The organism is Pseudomonas sp. PK-RTE-24 (genome assembly GCF_054052265.1).
Genome location: NZ_CM133224.1, coordinates 2,109,623 through 2,125,324 on the forward strand (window position 1 = coordinate 2,109,623; position 15,702 = coordinate 2,125,324).

Genomic DNA, 15,702 nt, shown 5'->3' on the forward strand with positions numbered 1-15,702 from the left:
GTGCATAGATCCAATGTGGGAGCGAGCCTGCTCGCGAATTAAGGGCGATTCGGTGTGACAGTCAGTCAACAGCCTGAGGATTCAACCAGCCTCGCACCCGCCGAAACAATTGTTCCTGCTCAGCCTTCTTGTCCGGCAACACTTTCAGCGCCACCTGGCTGAACGCCGAGGTCTTCAGACGCTTGCTCGCCTGCATGCGCTCCAGCGCCGCGTTGCGATCCAGCGCTCTGTCCATGTAGAAAATATCCACCGTCGGCAGCTTCAGCGTCGGCGTCAGTTCAGCGAGTGGCGGCAGGGCTTTGGCCGGTGCTTGCGCGTCAACCATGACCAGTTTCTCCACCTGCGGCGTTTGTCTCTCACTGAGAAAACGCGCCGCCCAGTAGGCGCCGGTGCCGTGACCGAGCACGACAATGCTGCGCGCGCTCTGCTGTTCGGCGTAGGCAATCGCTGCGTCGATGCGTCCGAAAATGCGCTCGGCGTCGGCTTTGGTTTGTTCTTCGCTGGTCTCGGCCACTACCTGTTCGGCGACTTCCGCTTCACCGCCAGCGGCCTGTTCGATCGGTTGTGCGGTGGTGGCGTCTTTGCTTGTGGTTTCCGGGGCTTTCGGCGCGGCGGCCGGTTCGATTACGCGCGGAGCAATGGCGTCGCTTTGCAGATCCGGCAGGGTGATACTCAGGCTGCTCCACTCGGCATCCGGCAATTTGCCTCGCAACGGGCCAACTGCCTGCGGCCAGTCAGCGGTTTCGCCGGCACCGGGAACGATGATCACCGCGCCTTTGGGTTCGGCGCTGTTGGCCGGTTTCCACAGGGCGAGGAAAGTGTCGCTGCCAGCCTGCAGTTGTTGCTGCTCTTGCGCCGGCAGTTTACGTTGCAGTGCGGCGGCCTCTTCCTGACTACGCTCAAGCAGTGGCTGGCGCTCGGCCGGTTTTTCTTCGGCGGGTTTATCCGTGGCCGCAGGCGCAGGGTCTGCGGCTTCGGCGGAAAACGCACAAGGCAGGATCAGCGACAGGCACAATGCTGGCAGTGCCAGGCGGTAGACAGAGGGCATCGGTTATTCCAGGCCAGAAAGTATCCCGGCAGCCTAATGGGTTGGTCAGAATTTGTCAGTGTATGAGACTTCAATGAAGCGATTTTGCTGCCTGTGGGTTATCGGCTGTTTGTGGTTTCCCTTGATGGGCTGGGCGGCGCCTGCGCCGCCGGGCCATGCCGCGCAATTGTCGCCAGAGCAGCAACAATGGCTGGCGCAGCACAACGAATTGCGCGTCGGCCTGGTGTTGCAGGCGCCCTATGCGACCTACGATCGGCGCCTGCAGCGATTGTCCGGGGCCAATGTCGAGTTGATGAAGCTGCTCGCCAGAACCTTGGGCGTGGAACTGAGCTGGCGCAACTTTCAGGATCTCGGGCAGTTGGAAAACGCTTTGCGCGAGGGCGAGATCGACATCGCTCCGGGCCTCAGCCAGACCCCGAGCGCGCTGCGTCTCTGGCAGTTTTCCGACCCGTACATGCGCGTGCCGCAACTGGTGGTCAGCGATCAGAAAAGCAGCGGCGCGGTCGATCTGGAAAAACTCGACAGCCAGACCCGCGTCGCCGTGCGCATGCCCAGCAGCACCGCCGATTACCTGCGCAGCAATTATCCGCACTTGAATCTGCAAGGCGTGCCGCTGGAGCGTCAGGCCTTGCAACTGCTGTTGAGTCAGCAAGCCTCCTACGCAGTGGTCGACGAAGCGCAGTTGGGGCGTCTGTCGGTGGAGCCGGAGTTTGCCGAACTGGTGGTGGTCGGCGATATCGGCCTGCCGCAGTTGCTGCGCGTGGCCTCGCGGCGCGATTGGCCGGAACTGGCCGGCATCGTCCAGAGCGCCTTGCGCGCAATACCGGCCAAGGATCTGGAACAACTGCACAACCAATGGCTGCAGCCGAAGTACCCACGGCTGACCGAATCGCCGGGGTTCTGGCAGAACCTCAGCCTGTTGTTCGCGGTGATGCTGCTCAGTTGCGCGGCCATCGTGGTCTGGCAGCGGCGCCAACAGCGCAGCCTCGAACAACGCTTGCTCAGCGCCCGCGAAGACATCGCGTTGCGCGCCGCCAGTGAAGAGGCGCTGCGGCTGACACAGTTTTCCATCGACCAAAGCACCGTCGGCATCCTCTGGGTCAATTGGGACAGCCATGTGCGTTACGCCAACCGCGCGGCGGAAAACATGCTTGGTTATCCCTCGGGCGGGCTGATCGAGCGGCCGCTGATCGATTTCGAGCCCGGCCTGCACATGGATCGCTGGCTCAATCTGTGGAAGCGTGCGCGGGCCAGTGAAGAAGGGCCGCTGAGCTTCGAAACCAGCTGCCTGCGCGCCGATGGCAGCGTGCTGCCGGCCGACGTGTCTTTGAGTTTTCTGCGTTTTCGCGACAGTGAATATCTGGTGGTCTACCTCACCGACGTCACCGACCGCCGCCGCGCGCTCGCCGCTTTGCAGGAAAGCGAGGCGCGCCTGCAAGGCATCGCTGCCAACGTCCCGGGTCTGGTGTTTCGGCTGGAGCGGGCACCGGTCACCGGGCAGATCGACTTTGCCTACATCAGCGAGGGCAGCGAAAGTCTGGTCGGCTACGCACCGGCAGCCATCGCTCATCGCGACATGGGCCTGCGCAGCCTGGTGCACCCCGATGACAGGGCCAGTTATCACCGTACCCAGGATCAGGCGCTGGACACTGACAGCGACTGGTCGTGGCAGGGCCGCATCGTCACGCGCCAGGGCGAGCAACGCTGGGCCGAGATCAAGGCGATCACCCGCCAGTTGGAGGACGGCGCCTATGTGTGGGACGGCATCGTCTGGGACATCAGCGAAAGCAAACGCATCGAGCTGGAACTGGCGGCCTCGCGCGAGCAACTGCGCGAACTGTCGGCGCACCTGGAAAGCGTGCGTGAAGAAGAGAAGGCGCGCATCGCCCGGGAAGTCCATGATGAGTTGGGACAGATGCTCACCGTGCTGAAACTGGAGACATCGATGTGCGAATTGGCCTACGCGCAACTCGATCCGGGACTCAACGAGCGGCTCAACAGCATGAAGCGCCTGATCGCACAGTTATTTCAGCTGGTGCGCGATGTGGCGACCGCGTTGCGTCCGCCGATTCTGGATGCCGGGATTGCCTCGGCCATCGAGTGGCAGGCGCGGCGTTTCGAGGCGCGCACGCAGATTCCGTGTCTGGTGCAGGTGCCGGACAATCTGCCGGCGCTCAGCGATGCCAAAGCGGTGGGGCTGTTCCGGATTCTGCAGGAAGCGCTGACCAACGTGATGCGCCATGCTCAGGCACATACGGTGGAGTTGACGCTGGCGCTGGATGGCGATGAATTGTGCCTGACGGTCAGCGATGATGGCGTAGGATTTGTCGCGGCCGAGGGTAGGCCGACGTCGTTTGGTCTGGTCGGTATGCGTGAGCGGGTGCTGATCATGGGCGGGCGGCTGGAGCTTGTGAGTGAGCCGGGGGAGGGCACCAGTCTTCAAGTGTGGGTGCCGGTAAGTGAGGTCTGAGGTTTTGTATTGTGAGTGCTGACGCCTTCGCGAGCAGGCTCGCTCCCACAGGGATTGGTGTGTACCTGAAATCTGGAGAAGAACGTGATCCGTGTACTGGTAGCCGAAGACCACACCATCGTCCGCGAGGGCATCAAGCAACTGATCGGCTTGGCCAAGGATCTGCAAGTGGTGGGGGAGGCGAGCAATGGCGAGCAACTGCTCGAAACCCTGCGCAGCGTGCCGTGCGAGGTGGTGCTGCTGGACATCTCCATGCCCGGCGTCAACGGCCTGGAAGCTATCCCGCGCATTCGTGCACTGAACAATCCGCCGGCGATTCTGGTGCTGTCGATGCACGACGAAGCGCAAATGGCCGCGCGCGCCTTGAAGGTCGGCGCGGCCGGGTATGCGACCAAGGACAGCGATCCGGCGCTGCTGCTCACGGCGATCCGCAAAGTTGCGGCGGGCGGGCGTTACATTGACCCGGAACTGGCCGACCGCATGGTCTTCGAAGTCGGCCTGACCGATACCCGGCCGCTGCATTCGCTGTTGTCAGAACGCGAATTCTCGGTGTTCGAACGCCTCGCTCAGGGCGCGAACGTCAACGACATCGCCCAGCAACTGGCCTTGAGCAGCAAGACCATCAGCACCCACAAGGCGCGGCTGATGCAGAAGCTCAACATCACCTCGCTGGCGGAGCTGGTGAAATATGCGATGGAGCACAAACTCCTCTGACCGTCACCGCCCTCATGTGGGAGCGAGTTGGCATATCCATTAGCGACAGACGCTTTCGCCTTTACTAGCGGCTTGCAGCTTGCCCCTTGCCGCTGCGTTTGCCCAAACGCGCCATCCTTGTAGGGCAATCCCTACCCCCAACCTTCCATCCGGCTGAGGCGATTCTCTCCTGCGCCCCGATTTGCGCGCCTGTCAGCAACCACTAGGCTTAATCCACAAGCAGTCATCAACAACAAAGGTGTGGGTATGAGCCAGGTCGATACAAGCGCAGGGACCAGTGATGTGCTGGTCAGCTTTCGTGGTGTGCAGAAGAGCTACGACGGCGAGAACCTGATCGTCAAAGACCTCAACCTGGACATTCGCAAAGGCGAATTCCTCACCCTGCTCGGGCCGTCCGGTTCCGGCAAGACCACCAGCCTGATGATGCTCGCCGGATTCGAAACGCCGACCGCCGGTGAAATCCTTCTGTCCGGGCGTTCGATCAACAACGTGCCGCCGCACAAGCGCGATATCGGCATGGTGTTCCAGAACTACGCGCTGTTCCCGCACATGACTGTCGCGGAGAACCTTGCTTTCCCGTTGACCGTGCGCGGCCTGAATAAAAGCGATGTCAGCGAGCGGGTGAAGAAAGTCCTCAGTATGGTTCAGCTCGATGCCTTCGCCTCGCGTTATCCGGCGCAGTTGTCCGGCGGTCAGCAGCAGCGTGTGGCACTGGCCCGCGCGTTGGTGTTCGAGCCGCAACTGGTACTGATGGACGAACCGCTGGGCGCCCTCGACAAACAACTGCGTGAACACATGCAGATGGAGATCAAGCACCTGCACCAGCGCCTCGGCGTGACCGTGGTCTACGTGACCCACGACCAGGGCGAAGCACTGACCATGTCCGACCGCGTCGCGGTGTTCCATCAAGGCGAGATCCAGCAGATTGCGCCGCCGCGCACGCTTTACGAAGAACCGAAAAACACCTTCGTCGCCAACTTCATTGGCGAGAACAACCGCCTCAACGGCCGCCTGCTCAGCCAGAGCGGCGAGCGCTGTGTGGTCGAGTTGGGCCGTGGCGAAAAGGTCGAGGCGCTGGCCGTCAACGTTGGCCAGACCGGCGAGCCGGTGACCCTGTCGATCCGTCCGGAGCGCGTCAGCCTCAACGGTTCGAGCGATCAATGCGTCAACCGCTTCTCAGGGAGGGTGGCGGAATTCATCTATCTGGGCGACCACGTCCGGGTGCGCCTGGAAGTCTGCGGCAAGACCGACTTCTTCGTGAAACAACCGATTGCCGAGCTCGATCCTGCGCTCAGCGTCGGCGACGTGGTACCGCTTGGCTGGCAGGTCGAGCACGTTCGTGCGCTCGATCCGCTTTTAGAGGCGCACTAAGCGCCCCGGCAATACCAACACCAACCCTGCACGTGGAGAGAACAATAAATGTTGAGATCCCTGAAGTTCACCGCCCTGACTCTGGGCCTGATGGGTGCGACCGGCGCAATGGCCGCCGGCCCGGACTTGACCGTGGTGTCGTTTGGCGGGGCGAACAAGGCGGCGCAAGTCAAAGCCTTCTATGCACCGTGGGAAGCGGCGGGTAACGGCAAGATCGTCGCTGGCGAATACAACGGCGAGATGGCCAAGGTCAAAGCCATGGTCGACACCAAGAGCGTGTCGTGGGATCTGGTCGAAGTTGAATCGCCAGAGCTGTCCCGGGGTTGCGACGAAGACATGTTCGAGCAACTCGACCCGGCCCTGTTCGGCAAGACCGAAGACTACGTCAAAGGCGCCATTCAGCCGTGCGGCGTAGGTTTCTTCGTCTGGTCGACCGTACTGGCTTACAACGCTGACAAGCTGAAAACCGCGCCGACCAGTTGGGCGGATTTCTGGGACACCAAGAAATTCCCGGGCAAGCGCGGCCTGCGCAAAGGCGCCAAGTACACCCTCGAATTCGCGCTGATGGCCGATGGCGTGGCGCCCAAAGACGTCTACAAAGAGCTGGCGAGCAAGGGCGGCCAGGATCGCGCCTTCAAGAAGCTCGATGAGCTCAAGCCAAGCATTCAGTGGTGGGAAGCCGGTGCACAACCGCCGCAGTACCTCGCTTCCGGTGACGTGGTGATGAGCTCGGCGTACAACGGTCGCATTGCGGCGGTGCAGAAAGAATCCAACCTGAAAGTGGTGTGGAACGGCGGCATCTACGACTTCGACGCCTGGGCTATCCCGAAAGGTCTGGATGCCAAACGCGCCGAAGCGGCGAAGAAATTCATCGCCTTCTCGGTGCAGCCGCAGCAGCAAAAGACCTACTCGGAAAACATCGCCTACGGCCCGGCCAACACCCAAGCCGTGCCGCTGCTGGCCAAGGATGTCCTGAAAGACATGCCGACCACCCCGGAAAACATCGCCAACCAAGTGCAGATCGACGTCAGCTTCTGGGCTGACAACGGCGAGCAACTGGAACAGCGTTTCAACTCTTGGGCTGCCAAATAAGCCAAGCATGCGGACCGATGGCTTTCCGGATGATCGTTCCCACGCTCTGCGTGGGAATGCCGCCCGGGACGCTCCGCGTCCCTGTGTGACGCAGAGCGTCACTGGAATTCATTCCCACGCAGAGCGTGGGAACGATCACTGGCAAAAGTTCGAGGTGGTTCGCCACCTCTGTAACGATCAAAGATTTGCGGAGTACGTCATGGCCATCGCCGTTCCCCTGAACGAGGGCGCCAGCCCCACCTTGAAGCAGAAGCTCAAGCACGCCGAGCGGGTCAACCGCTGGAAGGCCCAGGCACTGATTGCGCCGCTGGTGCTGTTTCTGCTGCTGGTGTTTCTGGTGCCGATCGTGGCGCTGCTCTATAAAAGCGTCGGCAACCCGGAAGTGGTTGGCGGCATGCCGCGCACTGTCACTGCCATCGCGAGTTGGGACGGCCGTGGTCTGCCCGCCGAACCGGTGTACAAGGCGGCCAGCGAAGACCTCGCCGAAGCCCGCAAAAACCAGACGCTGGGCGATCTGTCCAAGCGCTTGAACATGGAGTTGGCCGGCTACCGCAGCCTGCTGACCAAAACCGCCCGGGCGCTGCCGTTCGCCAGCGAACCGGCTTCTTATAAAGAAGCGCTGGAAGCGCTCGATGAACGCTGGGGCGACCCGGCCTACTGGCAAGCGGTGAAACGCAACACCAGCAGCATCACTCCGTATTACCTGCTGGCGGCGGTCGATCACCGTATCGATGACCTTGGCGAACTGGCCCCGGCCACCCCGGATCAGGCGATCTACCTCGACATCTTCGCCCGCACGTTCTGGATGGGCCTGGTCATCACCGTGATCTGCCTGCTGCTCGCCTATCCACTGGCTTATCTGCTGGCGAATCTGCCTTCGCGGCAGAGCAACCTGCTGATGATTCTGGTGTTGCTACCGTTCTGGACCTCGATTCTGGTGCGGGTCGCAGCGTGGATCGTGCTGCTGCAATCCGGCGGTTTGATCAACAGTGCGCTGCTGGCCATGGGCATCATCGATAAACCGCTGGAACTGGTGTTCAACCGCACCGGCGTTTACATCTCGATGGTGCACATCCTGCTGCCGTTCATGATTCTGCCGATCTACAGCGTGATGAAAGGCATCTCGCCGACCTACATGCGCGCGGCGATTTCCCTCGGCTGTCATCCGTTCGCCAGTTTCTGGCGGGTTTACTTCCCACAGACCTATGCCGGCGTTGGCGCCGGCTGCCTGCTGGTGTTCATCCTCGCGATTGGCTACTACATCACCCCGGCGCTGCTCGGCAGCCCGAACGACCAAATGGTCAGCTACTTCGTCGCTTTCTACACCAACACCAGCATCAACTGGGGCATGGCCACCGCGCTCGGCGGCTTGCTGTTGCTGGCGACCGTGGTGCTTTATCTGATCTACAGCTGGCTGGTCGGCGCCAGTCGCCTGCGCCTGAGCTAAGGGGAATTTGCGATGCTGAGTCCTTACATGTCGCCCATTGAACGGGTGTGGTTCTACAGCCTGCGGATTCTCTGCGGCCTGATCCTGTTGTTTCTGATCCTGCCGGTGCTGGTGATCATTCCGCTGTCGTTCAACTCGGGGAGTTTCCTGGTCTATCCGCTGCAGGGTTTCTCGCTGCAGTGGTACCACGACTTCTTCGCCTCGGCGGAATGGATGCGTGCACTGAAGAACAGCATCATCGTCGCCCCGGCGGCGACGGTGCTGGCGATGATCTTCGGCACCTTGGCGGCGATCGGCCTGACCCGTGGCGACTTCCCCGGCAAGTCGCTGGTGATGGCGCTGGTGATTTCGCCGATGGTGGTGCCGGTGGTGATCATCGGCGTGGCCAGCTATCTGTTCTTCGCGCCACTGGGGCTGGGTAACAGCTTCTTCTCGCTGATCGTCGTGCATGCGGTATTGGGTGTGCCGTTTGTGATCATCACCGTGTCGGCGACGTTGCAGGGCTTCAATCACAATCTGGTGCGTGCTGCTGCGAGTCTCGGTGCATCGCCGCTGACTGCATTCCGCCGGGTGACCTTGCCGCTGATTGCGCCGGGAGTGATTTCCGGGGCGCTGTTTGCCTTTGCGACTTCTTTCGATGAGGTGGTGGTGACGCTGTTTCTCGCCGGGCCTGAGCAGGCGACATTGCCTCGGCAGATGTTCAGCGGGATTCGCGAAAACCTCAGCCCGACGATTGCAGCGGCGGCGACGTTACTGATTGCCTTCTCGGTGATTCTGCTGCTGACCCTGGAATGGCTGCGCGGGCGTAGCGAGAAACTGCGTACTGCGCAGGTCTGAGATCAAGGTCAAAAGCCACCCCTCACCCCAGCCCTCTCCCCAAGGGGGCGAGGGGGAAGGGAGCAGATCTTCGTGGCTTTCGCGGCCGGAGTTCGACTCGGTAATTCAGGTCGATGTATTTCGAGAGTACAACCCGGTCAGTCCCCTCTCCCTCCGGGAGAGGGTTAGGGTGAGGGGCTCTTGATCTTCCTATCCGATCAACCATTCACACCCTGAATAGCAGACAACCCCAAATCCCCAGCTAATCTTGTGCCCGGCTCCCATATCTATAAGAGGCTGCGCACCATGAGTCTGTCCCAGTTCAAAATCGCTCATAAACTGATCACCGGCGCCGCAGCCATCGAACAACTGGCCGCCGAACTCACCCGTCTGGACATCGATAACCCGCTGATCGTCACCGACGCCGCGCTGGTCAAGTCCGGTACTGTCGAGCTGGCGCTGGTGCAACTCGGCGGGCGCGAATACGAGATTTTCGACCGTGTACTGCCCGATCCGGAAATCGCCATCGTCGAAGACTGCATGCGCGCCTATCGCGAAGGCGGCCATGACGGTTTGATCGGCCTCGGGGGCGGCAGCGCCATCGATATTGCCAAAAGTGTCGCCGCCTACGCCGGATATCACGGCGCGCTGGAAGATCTGTTCGGCGTCGATCAGGTGCCGCGCAAAGGCCCGCCGCTGATCGCCATCCCGACCACCGCTGGCACCGGCTCTGAAGTCACCAACGTAGCGATCCTGTCGGACAAGGTCGCGCAGTTGAAAAAAGGCATCGTCAGCGACTATCTCCTACCGGATGTGGCGCTGGTCAGTCCGCAAATGACCCTGACCTGTCCGCGCAGCGTCACTGCCGCCAGTGGTGTCGATGCACTGGTGCACGCCATCGAATCCTACCTGTCGGTGAATGCCTCGCCGATCACCGACTCCCTCGCCATTGGCGCAATCAAGTTGATCGCCAGCGCCTTGCCCAAGGCCTACGCCAACGGCGCCAACCTGCAAGCCCGCGAAGACATGGCCACCGCCAGCCTCATGGCCGGCATGGCGTTCGGTAACGCCGGGGTCGGTGCGGTGCATGCGTTGGCGTATCCGCTGGGCGGGCGCTTCAACATTGCCCACGGTGTCAGCAACGCCTTGCTGCTGCCCTATGTGATGACCTGGAACAAAATGGCCTGTGTCGAACGCATGCAGGATATTGCCGAAGCCATGGGCGTGAAGACCGCGCATCTGAGCGCCAGCGAAGCCGCGGACAAAGCCGTGCAGGCCATGACCGACCTGTGCGCGGCGGTGGAAATCCCTGCCGGGCTGCGCAGTTTCGGCGTACCTGAGGAAGCAATTCCGGCGATGGCCGTGGAGGCCGCCGGCATCGAGCGCTTGATGCGCAACAACCCGCGCAAACTCAGCGCCGGCGACATCGAGAAGATCTACCGCGCGGCTTACTGAGGCGCGGTCGCTGAGGGCTCATGGCACAACCCAATCATCGCGGTCCCGGTGCGCGCGTGGAAACTTGAGGTATACAATGCGCGCCATCGTGATTTAGCTCAGCACAGGTGCGTCATGCAGCCCTTCGTAATTGCTCCGTCGATCCTCTCCGCCGACTTCGCCCGCCTCGGCGAGGAAGTGGACAACGTTCTCGCCGCCGGCGCCGACTTCGTCCACTTCGATGTCATGGACAACCACTACGTGCCCAACCTGACGATCGGCCCGATGGTCTGCGCGGCGCTGCGCAAGTACGGCGTCACCGCGCCGATCGACGCGCACCTGATGGTCAGCCCGGTGGACCGCATCGTCGGCGACTTCATCGAAGCCGGCGCGACTTACATCACCTTCCACCCGGAAGCCACTTTGCACGTCGATCGCTCGCTGCAACTGATCCGCGAAGGCGGCTGCAAGTCCGGTCTGGTGTTCAACCCGGCGACTCCGCTGGATGTGCTCAAGTACGTGATCGACAAGGTCGACATGGTCCTGCTGATGAGCGTCAACCCGGGCTTCGGCGGGCAGAAGTTCATTCCCGGCACCCTCGACAAATTGCGTGAAGCGCGGGCGATCATCGACGCTTCCGGTCGCGACATCCGTCTGGAAATCGACGGCGGCGTCAACGTCAACAACATCCGCGAAATTGCCGCTGCTGGCGCTGACACCTTCGTCGCCGGCTCGGCCATTTTCAACGCGCCGAACTATCAGGAAGTCATCGACAAGATGCGTTCCGAACTGGCACTGGCGCGCCCATGAGCGGTTTTGAGCAGTTGTTCCCGGGGCAGCTGCCACGGTTGGTGATGTTCGATCTGGATGGCACGCTGATCGATTCGGTTCCCGACCTGGCAGCGGCGGTGGACACCATGCTGCTCTCCCTCGGCCGTCCGCCGGCAGGTATCGAAGCGGTGCGCGAATGGGTCGGCAATGGCGCGCCGGTGCTGGTGCGTCGGGCCTTGGCGGGTGGCATCGATCACTCGGCAGTGGACGACGCTGAAGCCGAGCGCGCACTGGAGATTTTCATGGAGGCGTACGGCGCCAGCCATGAACTGACCGTGGTCTATCCCGGTGTGCGCGACACGCTCAAGTGGCTGCACAAACAAGGCGTGGCCATGGCGTTGATCACCAACAAGCCGGAGCGCTTCGTCGCGCCGCTGCTCGATCAGATGAAGATCGGGCGCTACTTCAAGTGGATCATCGGCGGCGATACCCTGCCGCAGAAGAAGCCTGACCCGGCGGCGCTGTTTTTCGTGATGAAAATGGCCAACATTCCGGCCTCGCAATCGTTGTTCGTCGGCGACTCGCGCAGTGATGTGCAGGCCGCGAAAGCAGCGGGGGTCAAGTGTGTGGCGCTGAGTTATGGCTACAACCATGGCCGGCCGATTGCCGAGGAATCCCCAGCACTGGTGATCGACGATTTGCGCAAACTAATTCCCGGTTGCCTGGATCTGGCCGGTGGGATAACGTTGCCCGACGCTGTTCAACCCCCTTCTGGAAACGCCATCGTGGTGGTCACCCGCAAACTCTGGATGAAAGTCATCAAGGCCCTGGCCCGCTGGCGTTGGCGCGCCTGACTGATTCTGGCCGGCCCTGCCGGCGCGTTTGCATACCTGACTGATTGCACCTCACCCCACGAGGCACCTTATGAATCGCGAAGAATTCCTGCGTCTGGCCGCTGACGGCTATAACCGCATCCCGTTGGCCTGCGAAACCCTGGCCGACTTCGACACGCCGCTGTCGATCTACCTGAAACTGGCCGACCAGCCCAACTCCTACCTGCTCGAGTCGGTGCAGGGCGGTGAGAAATGGGGCCGTTACTCGATCATCGGCCTGCCGTGCCGCACCGTGCTGCGGGTGCACGACCATCACGTCAGCATCAGCGTTGATGGCGTCGAGACCGAAAGCCACGAGGTTGAAGACCCGCTGGCGTTCGTCGAAACCTTCAAGGCGCGCTACAACGTGCCGACCATCGCCGGCCTGCCGCGCTTCAACGGTGGTCTGGTCGGTTACTTCGGTTATGACTGTGTGCGCTATGTCGAGAAGCGTCTGGGCAAATGCCCGAACCCGGATCCGCTGGGCGTGCCGGACATTCTGCTAATGGTCTCCGACGCCGTTGTGGTGTTCGACAACCTGGCTGGCAAGATGCACGCGATCGTCCTCGCCGACCCGGCCCAGTCCGATGCCTTCGAGCAAGGCCAGGCGCGTTTGCAGGAACTGCTCGAGCAACTGCGTCAGCCGATCACCCCGCGTCGTGGCCTGGATTTCAGCAAACAGCAATCGGCCGATCCGGTGTTTCGTTCCAGTTTCACCCAGGACGATTACGAAAAAGCCGTCGACACCATCAAGGAATACATCCTTGCCGGCGACTGCATGCAGGTGGTGCCGTCGCAGCGCATGTCGATCGACTTCAAGGCTGCGCCGATCGATCTGTATCGCGCGCTGCGTTGCTTCAACCCGACGCCGTACATGTACTTCTTCAACTTCGGCGATTTCCACGTCGTCGGCAGCTCGCCGGAAGTGCTGGTGCGCGTCGAAGACAACCTGATCACCGTGCGCCCGATCGCCGGCACGCGCCCACGCGGCGCCACCGAAGAAGCCGACGTGGCGCTGGAGCAGGACCTGCTCTCGGATGACAAGGAGATCGCCGAGCACTTGATGCTGATCGATCTGGGCCGCAACGATACCGGGCGAGTCTCGGAAATCGGCTCGGTGAAGCTCACCGAGAAAATGGTCATCGAACGTTATTCCAACGTGATGCACATCGTCTCCAACGTCACCGGCCAGTTGAAGTCGGGCCTGACCGCGATGGACGCACTGCGGGCGATCCTGCCGGCGGGTACGTTGTCGGGTGCGCCGAAAATTCGCGCGATGGAAATCATCGACGAACTTGAGCCGGTCAAGCGTGGCGTGTATGGCGGTGCGGTCGGTTACTTCGCCTGGAACGGCAACATGGACACCGCCATTGCCATTCGCACGGCGGTGATCAAGAACGGTGAATTGCACGTGCAGGCCGGCGGCGGCATCGTCGCCGACTCGGTGCCGGCGCTGGAATGGGAAGAAACCCTGAACAAACGCCGCGCGATGTTCCGCGCCGTGGCCCTGGCCGAGCAAACCCCGGACGCCTGATCCACGCAATTTCCCATGTGGGAGCGAGCCTGCTCGCGAAGAGGTGAGTCAGTCACCGTTGATGCTGACTGACCCAGCGCTTTCGCGAGCAGGCTTGCTCCCACATTGGGTTTTGTGTTGAGGCATAAAAAAAGCGGCGCCTGTCAGGGCGCCGCTTTTTTTGCATCCATCACTCAGAAATCCAGCACAACCCCGACATTCAGGCCCTGCTGCTTGAAGTCATCATCCTTGCGGAACGTATAACCCCCACGCAGCGCCAGATCAGCCGTCAGCTTGTGACTGACGCCCAGGCTCAAGCGGTTCAGGTGACTTGCCGGTGTGTAGCCTTCAAGGGTGAAGTCATTGGCCGGCAGGGTGTTGAGGGCGATGTTGACCTTCTGCACGTCATCTTCGTACTCACGCTCGTGGGCGTATTCGCCATACACCTGGGTTTGCGCGGTGAAGTTGTACTTGCCTTGAATCCCCAGGCCCAAGCGTTTCGAATCGCGGCTCTGGTCATCGAAGGTCAGCGCGGTGGCGCGGTTGCTCTTTTCCGAGTAACCGTTGACGTCGACACTGGCGTAATCGGCGCTGACAAACGGCGACAGATGCCATTGGCTGCCCGGTTGCGCAATGTCATAGCCCAGGCGCGTGCTGAACGCCCACAGACTGCCGTCGGTATCGCCTTTCTCCGCGCCCTCGCTGGCGCCGAGGTCGAACTTGCGCTTGAGGTTGTCGTAGTCGAGTTTGCCGCCGGTCAGCGCCGCGTCGGCCCACCAGCGGTTCTGCTGGAACTGGGCAAACGCGGTGGCCATGTAGCTGTTGAGTTTGTAATCGGAGTCGTTGTGCCCGGCCTCGAGATTCTGCCGGTACAAACCGGCTGCCACGCCCACGCGCCAAGCCTCATTGAGGCGATAGCTGCCGCCGACGTTGAGGTTGTAACCGCTGCCATCGGCGCTGGCGCCGCTGCTTTGGCTGTCGACATCCAGACGCTGTCCGCCGGCGGAGACAATCGCACGCCATTGGCCGACCGCTTGCCAGTTCTCCCAGTCCGCCTGCCATTGATTGCGCAATTCATCCTGATGCGCGCGCACGGTGCCGTGGGCCATTTCCGGTAGCAGGCTCAGTTCCCATGGCGCAGCCAACAGCGAATAGGCGTAATCGGCGATCAGTTTTTGCCCGGATTCGGTCGGGTGTACGCCATCGTTGTAGATCAGCTTGGTCGGATCCGGCGTGGCGCTGTTGATCCCGTAACGGGCGTTTTCCGTGCAGCTATTGCCACTGAAGCAGGTCGCGGTGAGGTTCTGGTCGGTAGCCAGACCAAAGCGCCCCGGGTCGGCGAAGACTTCCGAGAGCAGCACCGGAATGTTCAGCGGAATGACTTCGGCGTCGATGCCTTGCAGGCGCGTCACCAACTGACTGTTGAACTGGTTGGCGAGGGTGCTGCTGAACGCTTGCAGCGGCGTGCCGTTCAGAGCAGGTGTCAGGCCCACGTCGGGCAGCAGCCAGACCATCACGTATTTGGCGCCAGCGGTCTGCAGGGTCTGCACGCTGTCGGCCAGTCGATCGGCTGCGGCGTTGGCCTGGGGCAGGCTGAGGATGCGGCCCTGGAGGAAATCGTTGCCGCCACCGGAAATGTAATACAGCGCATTCGGGTCGGCGCGGAAGCCGTTCGACGGCAGGTACCCTGCGCGGGTGCGTTCACCGGTGGCCGATTGTGTAGTGATCGAATCGAGAATCTGGTCGGTGCGATAGCCACCGACTGCCCAGTTGTTGCCGTCGGGCTGGCCGTTTTCCGCGCGCACCGCGGAGCTGGAAGAGGCTGTCTGGTCGGGCGAAAAGCCCAGGCGGCCGCCAAGCAACTGGGTGGAATTCAATGAAAAAACTTCGCCGCTGCCATCCTGATACACCGGCCCGGTACGGTTGGTGTAACGCTCGGTGGAGCCCGCCGGGCCGCCCGTGTCGGCGAAGGTGCCGGCATCGTTGAGGCTGTCACCGAAGACGATGAAACTGGAATAAGGATTGGGCGCTGCATTGGCCTGGGCGCAGGCGAGTGCGAGCAAGCAGCTGGCCAGCGGTACAAACAACGTCTGTCTGATCATGAGCAAGTCCGTTTATTTATTGTTGTAGGTGAACGAAACGACAGTACCAAAA

12 protein-coding genes are annotated in these 15,702 nt (G+C 61.6%); 10 read left to right on the forward strand and 2 right to left on the reverse strand.

Annotated elements, in window-relative coordinates; translation table 11 throughout:
* Positions 1-61: 61 nt before the first annotated feature.
* On the reverse strand, positions 62-1,048 hold the full coding sequence (locus tag ACV8MC_RS09320; protein WP_056786690.1) for an alpha/beta hydrolase family protein: 987 nt from the start codon (positions 1,046-1,048) through the stop codon (positions 62-64).
* A 73-nt stretch (positions 1,049-1,121) separates the two neighbouring features.
* Between ACV8MC_RS09320 and ACV8MC_RS09325 the strand changes: the two genes are divergently transcribed.
* The 10 genes from ACV8MC_RS09325 to trpE all read left to right on the forward strand — a co-directional run bounded on the left by ACV8MC_RS09325 (position 1,122) and on the right by trpE (position 13,569).
* Complete coding sequence (locus tag ACV8MC_RS09325; protein ID WP_457265096.1) at positions 1,122-3,518, forward strand: PAS domain-containing sensor histidine kinase; 2,397 nt, start codon at positions 1,122-1,124, stop codon at positions 3,516-3,518.
* 84 nt (positions 3,519-3,602) lie between these two features.
* A complete protein-coding gene (locus ACV8MC_RS09330) occupies positions 3,603-4,232 on the forward strand; it encodes a response regulator (protein WP_003228820.1) in 630 nt (209 codons plus the stop codon).
* 246 nt (positions 4,233-4,478) lie between these two features.
* Entirely contained in the window at positions 4,479-5,603 is a 1,125-nt protein-coding gene (locus ACV8MC_RS09335) for an ABC transporter ATP-binding protein (protein ID WP_041476689.1), read from the forward strand.
* Positions 5,604-5,651: 48 nt separating this feature from the next.
* Entirely contained in the window at positions 5,652-6,695 is a 1,044-nt protein-coding gene (locus ACV8MC_RS09340) for an ABC transporter substrate-binding protein (RefSeq protein ID WP_016772907.1), read from the forward strand.
* 199 nt (positions 6,696-6,894) lie between these two features.
* Positions 6,895-8,142: an ABC transporter permease gene (locus ACV8MC_RS09345; RefSeq protein WP_016772908.1), complete on the forward strand. Its 1,248-nt coding sequence runs from the start codon at positions 6,895-6,897 to the stop codon at positions 8,140-8,142.
* Between the two features lie 12 nt (positions 8,143-8,154).
* Positions 8,155-8,979: an ABC transporter permease gene (locus ACV8MC_RS09350; protein WP_016772909.1), complete on the forward strand. Its 825-nt coding sequence runs from the start codon at positions 8,155-8,157 to the stop codon at positions 8,977-8,979.
* Between the two features lie 285 nt (positions 8,980-9,264).
* Positions 9,265-10,413: an iron-containing alcohol dehydrogenase gene (locus ACV8MC_RS09355; RefSeq protein ID WP_016772910.1), complete on the forward strand. Its 1,149-nt coding sequence runs from the start codon at positions 9,265-9,267 to the stop codon at positions 10,411-10,413.
* A 114-nt stretch (positions 10,414-10,527) separates the two neighbouring features.
* On the forward strand, positions 10,528-11,202 hold the full coding sequence (gene rpe / locus ACV8MC_RS09360; protein ID WP_007918813.1) for a ribulose-phosphate 3-epimerase: 675 nt from the start codon (positions 10,528-10,530) through the stop codon (positions 11,200-11,202).
* Positions 11,199-12,017, forward strand: a complete 819-nt coding sequence (locus tag ACV8MC_RS09365; RefSeq protein WP_041476686.1) for a phosphoglycolate phosphatase — start codon at positions 11,199-11,201, stop codon at positions 12,015-12,017. The genes rpe and ACV8MC_RS09365 overlap by 4 nt, the downstream gene beginning before the upstream one ends.
* A 70-nt stretch (positions 12,018-12,087) precedes the next feature.
* Positions 12,088-13,569 carry an anthranilate synthase component I gene (gene trpE, locus ACV8MC_RS09370; protein ID WP_256808143.1) on the forward strand — a complete coding sequence of 494 codons (1,482 nt, stop codon included), beginning with the start codon at positions 12,088-12,090 and terminating at the stop codon, positions 13,567-13,569.
* A 173-nt stretch (positions 13,570-13,742) separates the two neighbouring features.
* On the opposite strand, the gene estP is transcribed toward trpE, so the two are convergent.
* Complete coding sequence (gene estP / locus ACV8MC_RS09375; RefSeq protein WP_457265101.1) at positions 13,743-15,650, reverse strand: esterase EstP; 1,908 nt, start codon at positions 15,648-15,650, stop codon at positions 13,743-13,745.
* Between the last annotated feature and the right edge of the window lie 52 nt (positions 15,651-15,702).